This is a genomic window from Francisella uliginis (assembly GCF_001895265.1).
GTDB classification, from domain to species: Bacteria; Pseudomonadota; Gammaproteobacteria; order Francisellales; family Francisellaceae; genus Francisella; species Francisella uliginis.
Map to the genome: position 1 here is coordinate 1,663,295 of NZ_CP016796.1, position 19,293 is coordinate 1,682,587.

The following is a 19,293-nucleotide window of genomic DNA, read 5'->3' on the forward strand; positions in this document are numbered from 1 at the left end:
TTTTTATTACAATTTATTTTGATTAATACTTAATCCAATCAGCTACATCTAATGCTGTATAAGTAAGTATAGTTTTTGCTCCAGCACGCTTCATTGATACTAATGTTTCAATTGTAATAGCTTTCTCATCAACTAACCCAGCTTGAGCAGCAGCTTTTATCATCGCATATTCACCACTTACATGGTACGCTGCAATTGGTAAATCAACTATATGATTTAATTCATTTATGATATCAAGATAACTTAATGCAGGCTTAACCATAATAAAATCTGCACCTTGCTCTATATCAGCGACGGCTTCTCGAATAGCTTCTTTTTTATTGCGATAGTCCATTTGATAGGTTTTACGATCCCCTTTTAAAGAAGAGTCACAAGCGCTTCTAAATGGTCCATAGTAAGCTGAGGCATACTTAACTGAGTATGACATAATACTTACAGTATCAAATCTGGCTTCATCTAAAGCCTGACGCATAGCTATAATCATGCCATCCATCATGCCACTTGGTGCAACGATATCAGCACCAGCTTCTGCATGAGATACTGCAGTTTTTGCTAAAACTTCTAATGTTTTGTCATTATCAACATATTCATCTTCATTTAAGATTCCACAATGTCCATGAGGTGTAAAACTACACATACATACATCAGTTGCAACAACTAACTCTGGAGCAAGGTGCTTAATCTTTCTAATTGCTTGCTGCGTGATACCATTTGAATCATAATTCTCAGATGAAACTAAATCCTTAGATTTTGGTACTCCAAATATCATGACACTTTTTATACCTGATTTTAGAACTCTCTCAACAAGTTCATCTAGCATATCTATAGACCAATGATATTGATTTGGCATACTTGAGATTTCTTTTTTGATATTCTCACCATGCACAACAAATATTGGATACATCAAATCATCAACATTTAAAGTTGTTTCAGCAACCATATCTCTAATGTTTTGCGACACTCTCAGTCTACGCGGACGTGATATTGGAAAACTCATATCTAAACCTATTTTTTATTTTTATTAGGATTTTTTCTATATAGGACTAAAATATTACCTATTATTTGCACTAGCTCTGATTTTGTTGCTTTAACAATCTCAGCGGCAATTTGTTGTTTTTCTTCTTTTGGTAAACGCCCTGCTTTTACTTTTATAAGCTCATGAGATGCTAAAGCTAAATCGATCTCTAGCATTACGTTTTCAGTAAGGCCTTTTTCTCCCATCAAAACTACAGGTTTTAAACTGTGAGCTTGAGCCTTTAATTTTTGTTGCTGTTTTACTTCCATTTTTTACCTACTTTATAATTTTTAATATTAAATTTTCTAAAACTAATTCTTTATCAACGTTTTTAAAATTAAGAAAATAATCATTAGCTTCTAATGTTTTTTGATATAACTTATATATTTCATCTTCTGTAAATTTAGCCGCAAGATATTTAACAACTGCAAGCTTATCATAATTAGCTATATTTTGAGCTTGATCGTCAAGCTTATAATAATACACATCAACAATTAAGCTTGTTAACCAATAAAGCGTATCTTTAAAGTTAGGATTAACCTCTTTAAGAAATACATTAGGATTTAGTTGGTTTACTAAAACCCTCATCAAACTATTTCTAACTTGCCAAAAATGTTGCTCTAACTTAATCTTAGCAATAATATTAATATCATCTCTAGCCATCAATAAAGATTTTTCTATAGCATCTTTTGACATATTAAATGTGTACTTTAAATAATTGTATTTATCATCCTCATCAAAGCTTATATCATAAGTTAAAGATCTACTTTTTACAGTCGCTAAAATATTATTATAATTACGTGTAAACATTAAAAAGAATGTATTTTCGGCAGGCTCCTCAAGTGTTTTTAAAATAGCGTTTGTGGCAGATTCATTTAAAAAACCAAGCTCTGGAATTATAATAATTTTAGCTAAATTATTATGTGCTGTTAGCTCACAATTTTTTATTATTTTCTTAACTTCTGCAACTCTAATCTCATTATTCTCTGAGTTTGCTATTGTTACATACGGTGATTCATTGTAATCATCAACCTTCTGAGCTAACAACACTTGACATAGAGAGTTTATAAAACTATCTAAGAGTACAGCATCTTTAACTCTAAAGATAAATGCATGATGCAACATCTGCTTAGACTTTTGTTCAAGAAAATTGTCTAAGATTTTCTGATGTGTATTTAAAGAAAACACTTTAGACCTACAATATTTTACGTGCGTATAAGAAGTTTGTTAGAGTTCTTTTGATCATAGCAAGTTTAGACTTCAACAACCCTTTATCTTTCTTTTTAACAAAACTTACCTCATATACATCATATTTTTTATTAAGTAAACTTATCAAATAATCATCATAAGTCTGAATCTCATCAACTAAGCCTAACTCAAGAGCATCCTTACCAAACCAGTACTCTCCCGTACCAACTTTATGCATATCTAGATTAGGACGATAATTTAAAATATGTTTTTTAAATAATTGATGAATATTTTCTAGATCCTGCTTGAACTTCTTACGCCCTTCTTCAGTATTTTCACCAACAGATGTTAATGTACGTTTATACTCCCCAGAAGTATGCATCTCAACATTGATACCATTTTTTTCAAGCAAATTTCTAATATTTGGAATAGTTCCAACTACTCCTATCGAACCAACTATTGCAAAAGGTGCTGAGATTATCTTATGTCCAACCGCAGACATCATATAACCACCACTTGCAGCAACTTGATCGATACATATAGTTAAATTAATACCTGCTTGGCGGATTCTCTCTAATTGTGCTGCGGCAAAACCATAACCATTTACGACCCCACCAGGGCTATCTATTCTAACAATAACCTCATCACTTGATTTTGCTACTGCTAAGATAGCAGATACTTCTTTACGCAGATTCTCAACTTGTGAAGCATGTATATCGCCTTTAAAATTAATTACAAAAACTTTTTTCTCAGGCTTATCGTCTTGTTTATCTAGTTTTTTCTGTTCTTTAAGATAGTTTTTATAATCTTTTTTATCCAATAATGTTTCTAAGACTTCTTTTTTAGTTTCTTTATAATCTTTACCAATTTTATTAATCTCTAGCTTACCTTTTGTCAACTTAGCAACTTCTTGCTTTGCCTTTGCTAATAGCGAGAAAAAACTACCTATAATAAAAACAACAGCAACTACAATAAGTAATACGCTAAGAGCAAAAAAAACAAAACTTACAAAACCTTGATACCACATATAACTTTACCTTACCTGTGTGCTCTTAAAGTCTTTAACAATGACTCATTTGCATTGCCTTTTAGATTAGCTTTTTTAACAGAATCTCTCGCAAACACTCTTTTTTTATAATCATGTATAGCACCAAATGTTTCATCTATAATAAAACCTTCCGCCTCTAAACAGATTATTAATGCTGCAATATAGCAATCTGCTAAAGTAAAATTAGAAGATATAAAATAGTCAAACTCACTGAAAGCTTTTTCAATAGTTAGAAGACTTTCTTTTAACTCTTTAAAGAGTATATTTAATTGCTCTTTATCTGATCTATTTTTTCTAATCTGATCAAGCACTGGATACCATTCATTATCTATTTTATCTAAAGATAAACGGATTTTTATACGCTCATTAACTAAACTTGGTAGCAATCCAGGTGCTGGAAATCTCTCATCTATATATATCAAAAGAGCCTTTCTATTATTTATACTATAGTCTTTCTCTTTTAAGACTGGGAAAATACCATTTGGAGATATTTTCTTTAGTTTTTCTGGTGATAGATCACCTGCTTCAACAACTTCCATGCTCATTTTTTTCTCTGCTAGGGCAATTCTTGCTCTAAGAGAATATGGACAATATTTTGTAGTATATAAAGTAACTTTCATTGAATATGCCTTTTTATAGATTAAAACAACTATCCTTATTTGCTATAATTGTCAGATAGTAAAAACTAGTAACAAATTTTATCATATTTGTGGATAACTACAACATAGACAAACAAGGCTTTTTGATAGATTTTGAAAGTTGGGATATGGATTTTTGTAAATTAACAGCAGCAAGTGAAGATATTGATTTATCTGAGAATCATATGTTGGTTATTAATTTTTTAAGAAGTTTTTATCAAAAAAATAAAAAATCTCCAGCAATTAGAGAACTTGTTAAAGCATTAAAAGAAGAATATGGGGAAAAAATAGGCAATAGTCTATATCTACAAATTTTGTTTCCTGTTTCTCCAGCCGTGCAAGCTGCCAAACTAGCAGGTCTACCAAAGCCTAAAAGATGTATTTAAAAAAATTTCAAAGGAGAAAAAAATGACTACTGTTTTCTGTAAAAAATATAACCAAGAATTAGATGCTATACCATTTCAACCATTACCAGGTGAGCTAGGTAAAAAAATACATGCTGAAATATCAAATAAAGCTTGGCAAGCATGGCTTTCGCATCAGACTATTTTAATAAATGAATATCGCCTTAATCTTATGGATCCAAAGGCAAAAGAGTTCCTACAACAAGAAATGCAAAAATTTTTATTTGAAGGTAAAGAAGAAAAACCTGAACAGTTTAATGAGATCTAACACTTATAAAACAATGTTCTTACAATAATTTATAGTTTCTAGTATTAATCTTTATTTAATACAATCACCTTGAAAAAAATATAATTAAGAGATACATTAAGTCATTAATTTATCTTTTTTTAAAAAAACTTAAATGAATAAATTTAAAAACTCTTACGCTTATGACATCTTAATCTTATTAGTAATCTATGCAATATACTTTATTGTATTTCTTGGCCATAGACACTTAAGTATTCCAGATGAAGGACGTTATCCTGAGATTGCTAGAGAAATGCTAAGTACTGGCAACTGGGTTACTCCTTTAATTAATGGTGTTCCTTTTCTAGATAAGCCACCTCTTTATTACTGGATGGAAGCCACTTCAATGCACTTTTTTGGTATAAATGCTTGGGCTATTCGTCTACCTCAAGCACTTTTAGGTATATTAGGATGCATATCAATATATTCTTTTGGCAGATATTTTTATTCGCGTTTTGCTGGTGTTTTAGCTAGTTTTATATTAGCTGCTAATGTCTTATATTTCTTTGAATCACACTATGCAAATATGGATCTTATAGTTGCTAACCTACTTTGGATTGCATTCTTTCTATGTTTAGTTAGCTTAAAACAGCCAATAGGAAATAAAAAACGCTTTTTCATGTATGCTGCATACTTTGTATCTGCATTAGCATTTCTAACTAAAGGCTTAATGGCTATAGCTTTTCCTTGCATGACTGTTTTTGTCTGGATGCTTGTAACAAATAATTGGCATAGGATAAAAGAATTATATATTCCAACAGGAGCTATTATATTTGTAATTATTATTACTCCATGGTTAGTTTTAGCTCAACAGCAAAACCCTGACTTCCTATATTTCTTCTTCTATTTCCAACAATTCTATCGTTTTGTTGGACATGGCTTTAATAATGCTATTGGACCTTGGTTTTATTTTGTAATTATATTGGCTGTATTTTTACCATTTAGCATTTTACTACTTAATAGACTACCTAAAGGTTTTAAAACTATTTGGCAAAATAGAAAAAAAGACTATACTACATTTTTAATAGCTCTTTGGTGCTTACTTATACTAATATTCTTCTCAATTCCTAGTTCAAAGATCGTAAGCTATATCCTGCCTATTTTTGGACCATTATCATTACTAATGGCATTATCATTTGAGAAAATAATTAAAGATAACGATAAAGTAAATAGTTTCAAAAAAATGCATATAGCTGCTAGCACACTTTTCTTAATAACAGGTATTGTGGTTGCTATATTCCCAATAGTACAACACCTATTCTTAGACACTCACGCTTCAACCGTATATATTTTACTAGTAGCATTATGTGCTTTTGCAATTGCATTTAGCCTAAGATTATCGATAAAAGGTCAAGTCAAACAAGCAATTATACTAATAATCTCAGCACTTATGGTGCTTAATATCTTAGGCCAATTAGTCATTCCTTATTTTGATCTTAGAACATCTGAACCTTTAGTTGAAAAAGTGATAAAAGACTCACCTAAAGACACTATATTTGTCTACTATAATAGACCTCAACCGAAACACTTTATACTAAAAGAAGAGATAAAGAAAAAAGGCTATGAAGAGGATCTACCACTACTATTAAATGATAATATCTATATTGTTTATAATTGGAAAACTTATAGACCAGAAATTGATAACTGGGCAAGAGAATTCCATTATGGCATTAAACAATACCAACAATCTCATGATGGCAAATGGCCTAAATATTTAATAACTTATCCCCAATTTAGTGAACTTCTAAAAACTAAAAAAGATATTGTTATTTTTACAAAAGAGAAGCAATTACAAAAAATTAAAGAAAAATATCCTAATATAGACTTCAAAGTTAAGGGAAGATATAACAAAAATGTTGTGGTAAAGGTAATAAATAAATAAATAATTATTCAAACAATTATGCTGGATTTATTCCTGTTTCTCTCTTAAATAAGTAATGACTAATTCAATTTCTTATACAACAAACACTTCTCATTTTGTAATACTAAACTAAGCGTATTTTATATGATCTATTTTAACTATAGTTAATCCGAATGACTTATGTAAAATAAAACCTATCATTCCGGATACTGAATCAAGTTCAGCACAGGCTTTGATCCGGAATCTCCTAGCCAAAGTGAAGATCCTGAACCAAGTTCAGGATGACCGCATAAAAGTACACAATACAATCGGATTGACTATATAATAATAAAACTATATTGTTAGATCATTTTATCACTCTATAGCTTGACTATGAAATCTACCCTTATACTTTATCTAGCAATCATTTCATATAGGGTAACGAAAATATATTTTGATAAGAATTTAAAAGACAAACCTATTAACTACTTTTTACAATAAGCTATTTATTAAAATTATAAGAAAAATTTAAGAGATCAAGAAAGAAGTTTTACTTAGAATAATTAAATATTTCGGCTCTCATCCTCATCAATAATATATTTAGGACGATTTTTTGCTTCATCAAATATACGACTGATATACTCCCCTAAAACTCCCAGTGAAATAAGCTGGACACCACTAAAGAACATAATACTTACCACAATAGTTGGCCAACCACTAACACCAACACCAAAGAGTATGTTAGCTAAAATCGTATACAAACCATATGCTAATGCAAATATAGAAATTATCATCCCCATAAGAGATATCATTCTAAGCGGAACAGATGAAAATGAGAAAATCCCAGTAAATGCTAATTTGAAAAGTTTTTTATACCCCCATCTACTAGGTGTTTCATCCTTCCTATCGGCAACCTGAAATGGTATAGCATAACCTTTAAAACCTATCCATGAGAAAAGACCTCTAATAAAGCGATTATTTTCTGATAATGAATTAAAAGCTTTAATACACTGTTTATCTAATAATCTAAAATATCCGGCATTAGCTGGAATATCAACACCCATCATACTCTTACTGAACTTAAAAAATGTTTCTGATAAAAAGCTCCTAGTTTTACTTTGATCATCCCTAGTTCTTATCCCATAAACATTAGAATAGCCTTCACACCATTTCTCATAGAATTGGTCTATCACTTCTATCGGGTGCTGAAAATCACAATCCATAATAACAGCAGCATCTGCTTCCTTAGAAGCTTCTAACCCAGCTGTAATAGCAGCTTCTTGACCAAAGTTTCTAGAAAAACTAATAAGCTTAATATTTAACTCACCTACTAACCCCTGGATAACCTCTCTAGAATTATCTGCACTGCCATCATCAACAACAACTATCTTGTAGTTTGATGAGATTTCTCTAAGTTTAACAGCTAGCTCTTTTAAGAAAGATCCTATTAAAGCTTCTTCATTATAAACTGGTATTACAGCATAAAGATGGGGATTTTCAATATTTCTATTTGTCATTTTAAATACAAAATATATTAAGTCTTAATAGATGCTATTATAACTATGAAAGTATAAAATATATACTAGTAACCAATAATATTTACAATATTAAGTGATTTTATCATGTCTAAAAAAATAGTAATTTGCGCCGATGATTTTGGTCTAAGTGATAATGTCAATAAAGGCATTCTTGATCTATTAGAAAAAAAAATTATTAACGCTACAAGTTGTATGTCAAATATGCCTGCTTTAAAATATGGAATCACTAATTTAAAAAAAATATATAGTGATTTCATTCATGTTGGGATACATCTGAATCTAACTGAAGGAGCACCTTTTACAAAAGCTACTTCTATAAGTAAAAATAAAGAGTTTTTACCATTATCTAAATTACTAGCGAAATCAAAGCTTAGATCAATAAAATATACTGATGTTTATAACGAGCTAAAAGCTCAGATAGATAATTTTATAGATCAATGGGGAGGCCTACCAGATTTTATTGATGGACACCAGCATGTACATCACTTCCCTATTATTCGAAAAGTTGTCATAGATTTATATAAAGACTTTAATATGTTTGAAAAACAAACATATATTCGCTCAACCCTAAATATGGACAAATCAGATTTTAAATCATTAATAATTTATCGTAGTGGTGCTAAGAAATTCAACAAACTATTAGTAGATAATAACATTAAACATAATACCAGCTTTTCCGGAATATATTCACTTGAGAATAGCAATCAAGACTTTAGAAAAGTTATGCTAAAAGCTTATGCTGAAATTAAAGATGGTGGACTAATAATGTGCCACCCTGCTATAGATATTGATGAAAATGATCCTATATCAAAATCTAGAGTCAATGAATTTAAATACTTTAAATCAGAACAAGCTATAAGAGATCAAAATGAGAATAATATAAAACTGTAAATCTTAAATTATTTAACTTTCTTATATACATATCTAGGATTTATTGTATCCGCTAAAAGCTTGTTTTCGAAGTCAACTCTAACTAAGATGCCCAAAGTATAACACATTATCAATAAACTACTTCCTCCATAACTTATTAGAGGTAAAGTTAAACCTTTTGTTGGTAATAAACCTGTGTTTACACCAACATTTACAAAAACTTGGAAACTAATCCAAAAGCCTATCCCATAAGATAAAAAGGCTTGATAATATCTTTTTAATTCAAAAGCTAATTTAGCAATATTTATAGCTTTAAAGGCAATAAATAAATAAACCAATAATAAAACCATCAACCCAAAAACACCAATCTCTTCTGCTATTACAGAAGTGATAAAGTCGGTATGCGCCTCCGGCAAGAAAAACTGTTTTTGTATACCATTACCTAAACCATCACCAAACCAGCCTCCTCTACCAAAGCCAATAAGTGCTTGAACTAACTGATACCCCGAGCCATTTGCATTTTCCCATGGATGTAAAAAACCGGTAATCCTATGCATCCTATATGGAGAAATAATAACCAACATTGAAGCCATCAAAACCATTGCTACCAAAAGTAATCCATACCAACGTACTTTATTACCCGAAACAAATAACATTCCCATAACACACATTGATATTACAACAGTAGAACCAAAGTCTGGCTGCATTAATAAAAGTATAGCAATACACCCTAATAATGATATTGGAGTAAGAATACCTTCCTTAAAATTCCCCATATTTTTTAAATTTGTAGCAATATAGCCAGAGAAAAATATAATTGCTAAAAGTTTTGCTAGCTCAGCAACCTGAATATTGATAATTAGAAGAGGTATCCAACGTCTAGCTCCATTAACACTCTTACCTAATCCCGGAACAAGCACCGCAACTAAAATTAAAAGCATTATAAAGAAAAATGCATTATAATTTTTTTCATAGTTTTTCGTAGGTACAAGCAAGGCCAGTAGGAACAAAAATATCGAGATAATTGCAAAAAGACCCTGTCTTATAGAATAATGATAAGGATCATTAAAGTCATATAATGCATCAATCATCGATGCTGAAGTAACCATAACCCAACCGAAAGTAAGTAGCCCTAGCATTATAAAAACTATCGAAATATCTATTTCAAGCTTTGCCCTTACACGTTCTCTTTTGACATTTTTTCTACTTAGTAGAAGTTTTAACCTATATAACACTTCTAGCTTCCTATATGTTTTAATTGTCTAACATAATCTTCAAAAGCTTCGCCTCGTTTTACATAATTATCAAACTCATCAAAACTTGCACATGCTGGAGATAATAAAACTATTTCACTATCTTGTGATTTTCTACTAGCTAACTCAAAAGCTTGATGCATATTATCACATAGTTCGTATTTACAAGTATCTTTTATAGACTCTTTTATATATTCCTTATCTTGTCCATATATAAAAACATATTTGACATATTTTTTTAATGACTCTGTCATAAGGCTAAAGTCTCCACCCTTAGCTACGCCACCTAATAATAATATAATGCTTTTGGTACTAGTTATACTATTAAGTGCTGCTACTGTAGCACCAACGTTTGTACCTTTAGAGTCATTTATATACGTTATTCCATTTATGTTTTTCACAATCTTACAACGGTGTGCTAAGCCTTTGAATTTTTTAATAGCACCTACCGCTTTAAAAATATCTAAACCTAACTTATCTAATATGTTTAAAACAACAATAATATTCTCTAAGTTATGTTCACCAAATAAATTAGTTTCAGAGATATCTAATAACTTTGTAGCATTTTTATATATGCTTGATCTTACTATTTCATATTCTCCTGCATATTTAATACCATTATTATGAACATCATATACAAAGAAATCTTTGCTAAAATTTGCTAAATTCAACTTTGATTGTTTATATTCACCAAAGCTTGCATATCTATCTAGGTGGTCTGGTGATACATTAATAACACAGCCAATATCAAATTTTACAGAGTGAAATATATCTATTTGAAAACTTGATGCCTCTATAACACAGTAATCAAATTTCTCATCTATTTTATTTAGTGCTGGTGTCCCAATATTACCAACTAAAATACTTTTATAACCTAATTCTCTAAGTATAAAATCAAGTAGAGTAACTACTGTACTCTTACCATTTGAGCCAGTTATTGCAATAGTCTTAGCTTTTGTATTTTTAATATATTGATAAAATATATCAATATCACTAACAATCTTATCTTTATATTTAGATAATACTCTATATGGAGATTTATTGAGAGGTATTCCTGGACTAACTGTTATTAGGTCATAGCTATCAAAATCGTAATGACCAAAATCCTCATCACTCTGTGATATGTCAACTTCAATATCAATAAAATTTGCTAGAAAATCGCATACAGACTTTCCTGTAACTCCATACCCAACCATTAGTAATTTAGAGATTTTAACGTCGTTAAAATGAAAACTAAACATCATCGAACCTTAATAGCAGCTAAACCAATTAAAAAAAGTATTAATGATATTATCCAGAAACGCACTACGACCTTTGTTTCAGGCCACCCTTTCAGCTCAAAATGATGATGGATTGGTGCCATTCTAAAGACTCTCTTACCATTTCTAAGCTTATATGAACCTACTTGTAACATCACAGATAAAGCTTCTACTACAAAAAGTAAACCCATTATAAAAAATATCAACTCTTGGCGAATCATAATAGCTATAACCCCTAAAACTGCTCCTAATGTTAATGAGCCAACATCACCCATAAAAACCTCAGCAGGATATGAGTTAAACCATAAAAATGCCAGACCTGAACCACAAACTGCTGCACAGAAAATTGCTACCTCAGCAAGCCCTGGATTACCTAAATAACTAAATAAAAGATAATTAGCTAAAGTGCTATTAGTTTCAATATATGCATATATTCCTAGTCCCATAGCCACAAGCACAACTGGAACTATGGCTAAACCATCTAAACCATCTGTCAGATTAACTGCATTACTACTACCATTAATAATAAAAAATGTTAGAACTATAAATAAAATAATTCCCATTGGTATATATAAGCTCTTAGAAAATGGTATAGATAAACTCATCTGACCATCTTTTGATAGAAGATAAAATAAAACTACAGCTAATATAATTGAGAATATTGTTTGCAATGCAAATTTGTGTTTTGCTCTTAGTCCTTTAGGATTCTTAAGCACTAACTTTAAGTAATCATCAATAAAACCAATAGCTCCAAAAAAAACTACTACTAATATTAAGATCCATAAATAAATACTTGATAAATCGCCCCATAATAGTGAGGATATAACTATAGATGATAGTATTAATACACCTCCCATTGTTGGTGTATTCTTTTTAGAAAAATGACTTTCTGGACCATCATCTCTGACAACTTGACCTATCTGCATTTTTTGCAACCAACGAATCATTGGTCCTCCCAAAAAGAGAGTCAACAGTAAAGATGTTATAGAAATCATAATAATTCTGATAGAAATATAACTACTGAATACTTCTAAGCCACTGAAATAATGACTAAGCCACTTAAAAAGATAAATTAACATTTTTTTAGAAATTTATACACATTAAAGATATTATAATAAATAAAGAGTATTTTTCATATAGCCAGCAAAACTAACTATTAGATATCTGGTTCAAATTTCTTATATTTTAATGCAAATTCATCATTTTCAAATTGAGTATAGTTTTTGATAAAACTTTTTGCTAATGCCTTGTATTGCTTTTTATATTCAGATTTATCATCCCAAATATTATTTAGATGAAACACTTCATTATTATCATGGATTGAAGTTAATGCTTTAAAATTAAAATATTTTTGCCTTTCAAATTTAAAGCTCACATTTTCTGGCTTGTTTAATAAATAGTCAACGATAGTCTTTGTTTCTTCAGTAGGAACTCTTCTACCTGTTTTATAATCCCCATCAATCCAACCAACATTAACCATATAGATATTAGCATTACTATGTTTTAATCTTTGACGTAAAATACTCGCATATCTGGTTGGTCTAAGTAATAAAAATGGCTGCGCATAACAACTTGAAAACTCTGGCTTAGGCTCTGTAACACCTGACTCGACACCAGTTGACGTACATGTATATCCAGATAAAAAATAGTAAATTGCCTGACCCTTACTTAATTTTGCAACTCTTGGTAGGATACCTTTTGCATCCTTAACAAGAAATATTATTGTGCTAGGATTATCAGTATTTACAACACTATCAAAATTTTCTCGCGAGAAAGTTACATAAGTATTACTTTGAGATTTACTCTTCTGACCAAATATAATACTTTGATTTTCATCAAAATTAGGATTTTCTATTAAAAGATCTCCTTTTAACGAGTCAACAATACGCGGATCATCTTTTTTGAAGCTTGCAGACTTAATAGTTAGCCCAGACTCTAAACTATATATACCACGCATTTCTGTCCAAGCAACAGCTTCATTGGTTACAAGAGTTTTGTGCTTGTCCAAGGCTAATGTCGTTTTACCACTACCAGATAGCCCAAAAAACATACTACTTTTTGCTTGCTCATCAACGCCTACTGCACAATAAAAAACACCAATATCATTTAAAGATAAATAATAGCTCATAACAGATAAAAGCACCTTATTTATCTCAGCTAAATAATAGGTTCCAACAAGTATACTTTCACGTTGTTTTAAGTTTGTAGCAACAACTTTTGATGAATTTAACTCAAGCTCCTCATAATTTTCAATTTCTGTTTCTGGAGAATGCATCATAACCCATTGTGGCTCAAGCTTATTTTGCTCACAATTATTGGGTATTGTAACTAACTTAAAGAAATAAGCAGCTGAAGCTTCAGTCGTTATTAGCCTAACAGCAATCCTATTTTTTTCATCATGATTATAAAAACCATCGACAACAAACAAATCTTTCTGTGAGACATCATTACAAAGCTTTTGCTTAATAAGCTTCCAATTTTTTCTTTTTAACTTTTTATTATCAGAGCCTTCCTCATTCCACCATACATTCTTTTTCGCATATTTGGTTTCTACAATATACTTATCATCAGGAAGTCTTCCTTTGATACTACCACTATCTACAACAAGAGCCTTACCTTCATGCTGTACAAAACCACAACTTTTTTTAGCATGTTTTGCAAGTTGATCTAAAGATAGATTTCGATATACATTTTTTGCAGTATATAAATATTTATTATCATCTACGGTGGAAGGATCCATTAGCAAAGTTCCCTAGCTTAAATAACGATTAGCTTTTAAGTGAAAATTATAGCCAGTATATACTTTTTTTTCAAAAAAATATGTTATTGTTTTATGAATAAAGTAAACTATTAATAAATTTATTAACTCAACTATTTCTAGATAAAAAATCATGAGTAATGAGAATAAGAAAAACAAGACTAATTTTATAAAAAATATTATAAAAAAAGATCTAGGTACCAAGAAAATTTTTGATGTACTAACTAGATTCCCTCCTGAACCAAATGGATATTTACACATAGGTCATGCAAAATCTATATGCCTAAATTTTGGTATTGCAGAAGAGTTTAATGGTAAATGTAATTTACGCTTTGATGACACTAATCCAGATAAAGAAGACATCGAGTACATAAATGCTATTCAAGAAGATGTACAGTGGTTAGGATTTAAATGGCAGAACGAGCCTCATTTTGCTTCTGAGTATTTTGATAAAATGTATCAGCTAGCTATATTACTTATTAAAAAAGGCAAGGCTTATGTTTGTGACTTATCAGCTGAAGAAGTTAGAGAATATCGTGGGACACTAAAAGAAGCTGGAAAAGATAGTCCATATAGGAATCGCTCTGTTGAAGAAAACCTAGAGCTTTTTGAAGCAATGAAGAACGGCAAGTTTTCTGAAGGAAGCAAGACATTAAGAGCTAAGATAGATATGACTTCAGGTAATATAAACCTAAGAGACCCAGCCTTATATAGAATAAAATTCTCAAATCATCCTAAAACTGGTGATAAATGGTGTATCTATCCAATGTATAGCTTTGCCCACCCATTAGAGGATGCTATTGAAGGTATAACACACTCTTTATGTACTTTAGAGTTTCAAGATCAAAGACCTTTTTATGATTGGATAGTCTCTGAAACAGAGTTTGAAACCAAGCCGCAACAGATTGAGTTTTCAAGGCTTAATTTAAATTATACAATCACGAGTAAAAGAAAGCTAAAATATTTAGTTGATAATAAGCTTGTCAATGGTTGGGATGATCCGCGTATGCCAACAATTAAAGGCTATCGTCGTAGAGGATATACTCCTGAATCAATTCGTAACTTTTGTGAGTTAGTCGGAATATCAAAACAAGACTCTGTAATAGATGTATCTGTTTTGGAAGAATCTATTCGTGATGATCTAAATAAAAACACATTAAGAAAAAATGCTGTCCTAGATCCTATAAAAGTAACTATTACAGATATACCAACTCATGAACTAAACGTACCAAATCATCCTCAAAATCCTGATTTTGGTCGTCGTGATATTACAATATCTTCAGAAATCTTTATCGAAAGAGATGATTTTGTGTTTGAGCTAGAAAAAGGTATGAAAAAACTTAGTCCAAATGGTAGGGTTCGTCTAATAAATGCTTATGTAATAGAATGTTTTGAGGTTATAACTGATGAATCTGGGAATGTTACTGAGCTAAAATGTTCATACTTGCCAGAAACATTAGGTGGCAAAAAACCAAAAGATGGTAAAAAACCAAATGGTATAATCCATTGGGTTGATGCTAACAATTGTTTAGACGCAGAAGTAAGAGTTTATGACCGTTTATTTAATGATGAGAACCCTGGTAGCTTCGATAAAATTGAAGATATTATTAACCCAGAATCTTTACAGATTATAAATAATGCTAAGGTTGAAAAATCTCTTGAAGATGTAAAGCCTGAAGAGCGTTTTCAATTTAATAGAACTGGATATTTTATAGCTGATAATCAAGATTGCTCAAAAAATAAACTTGTCTTCAATAGAACTGTAACTCTTAGAAATACTTGGGAAACTAAATAGTTATAATTAATATAAATTATACTTACCCTACATACTTATTGACATATTTCCTAATTAATAAAATTGATAATGATACAATAACTGCAGTTACTACAAATGTATCAAGAGCATCAGCAATATTTGTTTTTGCTAAAACTACATTATTTTCTGGAATATAGAAATAACTAGAAATTAATCCTCCTAGCTTGCCTCCTACTCCTAGAGTAATTAACCATATTCCCATATATAAAGCCACAAAACCTTTAGGGGCTATTTTTGTAATTAGTGACAAGCCAATAGCAGACAAACATAACTCTGATATTCCGATTAAAAAATATCCTACAATAAAAGCAAATGGACTGACCTTTGTAGCTACTGGCGTTGCATGAATAAACATTAAAATAACCAAGAAGCTTACAGTCATTATTACAAAAGCTAAGTTAAATTTATCAATATCATTAGTCATATAGCCCTTACGGCCTAGAAATATCCAAAGCTTACCCATAACTACAGCGAAAAGAAGAATTGTTACAGATACCACACTCAATAATTGACTAGAATTCAACAAATATTCTTTTACAGCATACTCTGTAAATAAAAGTAAACTTATAAACATTTGAAAATATAAAGCCCAATAAACAATTGATAAAGAAAAGAATATAGTTGCTACAAAAACTCTATTCCAACTACTCTTACGAACTGAAAAAAGCAAAACAAATAAAGAAATTATTACAGATGCCAAAACAGAAAAGTTAGCAACATCTGGTGAATTAAAAACATAAAACAATAAGGTTATATATAAAAACAAGATCAACATTACTCTAACTATAGTTGTAATTGTTATCTGTACCTCCATCATATGTTTGTTTATAAATCTATAACCAATTGATAAAAATATAAGCATCACAAAGTTCACAACCATACTGCTATAAAACGCTACCCCATAACCGAAATGATCTTTAAGTGACATTGCTAATACAAGACCTAAGAAACCACCAAGATTTATACCCATATAGAAAATATTAAATCCAAAATCTCTGCGAGAATTATCAAAAGATGATCTATCATAGAATCTACCAATAAAAGCAGCCATATTAGATTTGATAAGCCCACTACTTATACATATAAAGCTTAACCCCAAACACAATGCGCTCTCACTTGTTGTTGAAGCTAAAAGAAAAAAGCCTAAAAGCATCATAACAGAACCAAGTAAACCAGACCTATAATATCCTAAAAATCTCTCCGCGATATATCCTCCAACTATTGCCGAAATATAAATCATTGCTAAAGTTGTCCCAACTAAAGAAGCTGATGTCTCTTGCGAAATACCAAACCTTTCAATTAAAAAGAATATCAACAAAGATTGAACTACATAGTATCCATATCTTTCAGCAAATTCTGCTAAAGCCGTTATTGATAGAACCTTTCTTTCTTCTACTTGATCATGAATGTCACGTTTATAAGTTTTCATTAATACTGTTTTTGAACTAAACTACTTAGAATAATAACATATAAACTCTTATAAAGTGAATATTGCATACTTTCAGATGAGATCTATTCAAGCTCTAGAAGCTCTTCCCAAAGTGTGTATTTTTCTTCTAATTCTTGATTGAGCTGATCTAATTGATTTTGAGTTTTTGTTATTTCTTGTTGAGATTTTTGATAAAAATCTAACTCACCCATTTGTGCCTCTATCTTAGAGATATTATTTTCTAACTTCTCTATTTGATTAGGCAGGTTTCGTAATTGCTTACGTTGCTCATATGTTAGTTTATTTTTTGGCTCATCAGCTTTCTTAGGAGCTTTGGTTTGCTCAACTTGCTTTTGTTGTGATAACCAATCATCATAGCCACCAACATATTCGTTTAATTGACCTTGCTCAAATACTATTGAGCTTGTTGCTACGTTATTTATAAATTCTCTATCATGACTAACTAAAATTACAGTACCTTGGTAGTTTATTAGCATTTCCTCTAGAATTTCTAATGTTTCAATATCTAGATCATTAGTAGGCTCATCAAGAACTATAACATTACTAGGCTTAGATAAGATTTTAGCTAATAATAAACGATTTTTCTCTCCGCCTGATAAGTGTGTAATCGGAGAATGTAGTCTCTCAGGTGTAAATAAAAATTTCTGTAGATATGTTATTACATGAGTTTCTTTACCGTTTATATTAAGAAAATCAGAACCTTCTTTAACATTATCAATAATACTTAAGCTCTCATCTAACTGGTCTCTTAGCTGATCAAAATATGCTATTTTAATATTATCTGCTAATACCACATCACCTTGAGTTGGATTCTCAACGCCTAATAAACAGTTTAAAAGAGTAGTTTTTCCGCAGCCATTTTGCCCTATTATCGCAATTTTATCTGATTTGTGAATCTCCGCTGAGAAATCTTTAAAAAGGTAATTACCTTGATACTCAAAACCAATACTATTTGCTTGGATAACTTTCTTAGAAGATTTCTCAGCTTGAGCAACTTTAATATCAGCTTTACCAACACCTTCACGTCTTTGTTTACGCTCACGTCTCATTTGCTCTAAGGCTCTAACTCGTCCTTCATTTCTAGTTCGTCGAGCTTTTATACCTTGACGAATCCATGCTTCTTCTTGAGCTAGCTTCTTATCAAACTCACTATTAGCCTTTTCTTGCGCATCTAAAATCTGCTCTTTTTTCTCTAAAAACTTAGTGTAGTTCCCATCAAAAGAATATAAATGTCCTCTATCTAGTTCAATAATACTTTTTGCAACACTATTTAAAAATTTTCTATCATGCGTAATAAAGAGTATAGCTCCACCAAAATTAGCTAAAAATTCTTCTAACCATTTAATAGAATCTATATCAAGATGGTTTGTCGGCTCATCTAAAAGTAATAAATCAGGTTTATTTATCAATGCTCGAGCAAGAATTACTCGCCTTTTCATACCACCTGAAAGATCTTTAAATTGGGCTTTTGAATCAAGGCTAAGTTTAGATGCCAAAACTTCTGTATCGTTAAGATAACCCCAACCATGATTTTCATCTATATATTTATGTAGAGATTCTAACTCTAATGACTGAGGATTACACTCTAAAACGTTCTGATATGAGATTAACTTATTCCCGAGATCTCCTAAACCTTGAAGTATAACATCGCCAATACTCCCATCAATATCACTAGGAACCTCTTGGATCATACTAGCAACCCTAGCATTATTATGAACTATAATTTCACCATCATCTGGAGTAACCTTTCCTTCAATAACTTTTAATAAAGATGATTTACCAGTACCGTTACGACCAATTAAGCAAATTCTTTGCCCTTTTGATATATCAAGATCAACTTGATCTAAGACTATATGTGTACCAAAATTAAGACTTATATTTTTTAAAGATATTAACTGCATTTAAGAAAATAACACAATATTAATTAGAT

General features: G+C 30.6%; 17 protein-coding genes. 5 read left to right on the forward strand and 12 right to left on the reverse strand.

Annotated features, from left to right (window positions below):
* Positions 1-22: 22 nt before the first annotated feature.
* The 5 genes from hemB to sspA are packed head-to-tail and all read right to left on the reverse strand — an operon-like array spanning position 23 to position 3,871.
* Positions 23-997: a porphobilinogen synthase gene (hemB, locus tag F7310_RS07825; protein WP_072713015.1), complete on the reverse strand. Its 975-nt coding sequence runs from the start codon at positions 995-997 to the stop codon at positions 23-25.
* 8 nt (positions 998-1,005) lie between these two features.
* Positions 1,006-1,284, reverse strand: a complete 279-nt coding sequence (gene yhbY / locus F7310_RS07830; RefSeq protein ID WP_072713017.1) for a ribosome assembly RNA-binding protein YhbY — start codon at positions 1,282-1,284, stop codon at positions 1,006-1,008.
* Between the two features lie 7 nt (positions 1,285-1,291).
* A complete protein-coding gene (locus F7310_RS07835; RefSeq protein WP_072713019.1) occupies positions 1,292-2,203 on the reverse strand; it encodes a DNA polymerase III subunit delta' C-terminal domain-containing protein in 912 nt (303 codons plus the stop codon).
* Positions 2,204-2,210: 7 nt separating this feature from the next.
* Positions 2,211-3,230 (reverse strand): protease SohB, encoded by a 1,020-nt coding sequence (sohB, locus tag F7310_RS07840; protein ID WP_072713020.1) that lies wholly within the window; start codon positions 3,228-3,230, stop codon positions 2,211-2,213.
* A gap of 11 nt (positions 3,231-3,241) precedes the next feature.
* The gene (gene sspA, locus F7310_RS07845; RefSeq protein WP_072713022.1) at positions 3,242-3,871 is read right to left on the reverse strand and encodes a transcriptional regulator SspA; all 630 of its coding nucleotides are present in this window, start codon (positions 3,869-3,871) and stop codon (positions 3,242-3,244) included.
* Between the two features lie 89 nt (positions 3,872-3,960).
* On the opposite strand from sspA, the gene F7310_RS07850 reads away from it, so the two are divergent.
* The 3 genes from F7310_RS07850 (at position 3,961) to F7310_RS07860 (ending at position 6,461) form a co-directional block, all read left to right on the forward strand.
* Entirely contained in the window at positions 3,961-4,275 is a 315-nt protein-coding gene (locus tag F7310_RS07850; RefSeq protein ID WP_072713024.1) for a TusE/DsrC/DsvC family sulfur relay protein, read from the forward strand.
* 22 nt (positions 4,276-4,297) lie between these two features.
* Entirely contained in the window at positions 4,298-4,561 is a 264-nt protein-coding gene (locus tag F7310_RS07855; RefSeq protein WP_072713026.1) for an oxidative damage protection protein, read from the forward strand.
* A 133-nt stretch (positions 4,562-4,694) separates the two neighbouring features.
* Complete coding sequence (locus F7310_RS07860; protein ID WP_072713027.1) at positions 4,695-6,461, forward strand: ArnT family glycosyltransferase; 1,767 nt, start codon at positions 4,695-4,697, stop codon at positions 6,459-6,461.
* Positions 6,462-6,982: 521 nt separating this feature from the next.
* Here the strand turns inward: F7310_RS07860 and F7310_RS07865 are convergent.
* Positions 6,983-7,936: a glycosyltransferase family 2 protein gene (locus F7310_RS07865; RefSeq protein WP_072713029.1), complete on the reverse strand. Its 954-nt coding sequence runs from the start codon at positions 7,934-7,936 to the stop codon at positions 6,983-6,985.
* A gap of 105 nt (positions 7,937-8,041) precedes the next feature.
* Between F7310_RS07865 and naxD the strand changes: the two genes are divergently transcribed.
* Entirely contained in the window at positions 8,042-8,848 is an 807-nt protein-coding gene (naxD, locus tag F7310_RS07870; RefSeq protein ID WP_072713031.1) for an N-acetylhexosamine deacetylase NaxD, read from the forward strand.
* Between the two features lie 8 nt (positions 8,849-8,856).
* Here naxD and ftsW read toward each other — a convergent pair whose 3' ends face one another.
* The 4 genes from ftsW to F7310_RS07890 all read right to left on the reverse strand — a co-directional run bounded on the left by ftsW (position 8,857) and on the right by F7310_RS07890 (position 14,079).
* A complete protein-coding gene (ftsW, locus tag F7310_RS07875) occupies positions 8,857-10,062 on the reverse strand; it encodes a putative lipid II flippase FtsW (RefSeq protein ID WP_072713032.1) in 1,206 nt (401 codons plus the stop codon).
* A gap of 2 nt (positions 10,063-10,064) precedes the next feature.
* Positions 10,065-11,321: a UDP-N-acetylmuramoyl-L-alanine--D-glutamate ligase gene (gene murD / locus F7310_RS07880; RefSeq protein WP_072713034.1), complete on the reverse strand. Its 1,257-nt coding sequence runs from the start codon at positions 11,319-11,321 to the stop codon at positions 10,065-10,067.
* The gene (gene mraY / locus F7310_RS07885; protein WP_072713036.1) at positions 11,321-12,418 is read right to left on the reverse strand and encodes a phospho-N-acetylmuramoyl-pentapeptide-transferase; all 1,098 of its coding nucleotides are present in this window, start codon (positions 12,416-12,418) and stop codon (positions 11,321-11,323) included. The genes murD and mraY overlap by 1 nt, the downstream gene beginning before the upstream one ends.
* 77 nt (positions 12,419-12,495) lie before the next feature.
* Positions 12,496-14,079, reverse strand: coding sequence for a phosphoenolpyruvate carboxykinase (ATP) (locus F7310_RS07890; protein WP_072713037.1), 1,584 nt, complete (start codon positions 14,077-14,079; stop codon positions 12,496-12,498).
* A 151-nt stretch (positions 14,080-14,230) separates the two neighbouring features.
* On the opposite strand from F7310_RS07890, the gene F7310_RS07895 reads away from it, so the two are divergent.
* Positions 14,231-15,892 (forward strand): glutamine--tRNA ligase/YqeY domain fusion protein, encoded by a 1,662-nt coding sequence (locus F7310_RS07895; RefSeq protein ID WP_072713039.1) that lies wholly within the window; start codon positions 14,231-14,233, stop codon positions 15,890-15,892.
* Positions 15,893-15,914: 22 nt separating this feature from the next.
* On the opposite strand, the gene F7310_RS07900 is transcribed toward F7310_RS07895, so the two are convergent.
* Entirely contained in the window at positions 15,915-17,342 is a 1,428-nt protein-coding gene (locus tag F7310_RS07900; protein WP_072713041.1) for a peptide MFS transporter, read from the reverse strand.
* A gap of 83 nt (positions 17,343-17,425) precedes the next feature.
* Positions 17,426-19,264 (reverse strand): ATP-binding cassette domain-containing protein, encoded by a 1,839-nt coding sequence (locus F7310_RS07905; RefSeq protein ID WP_072713042.1) that lies wholly within the window; start codon positions 19,262-19,264, stop codon positions 17,426-17,428.
* Positions 19,265-19,293 lie beyond the last annotated feature (29 nt).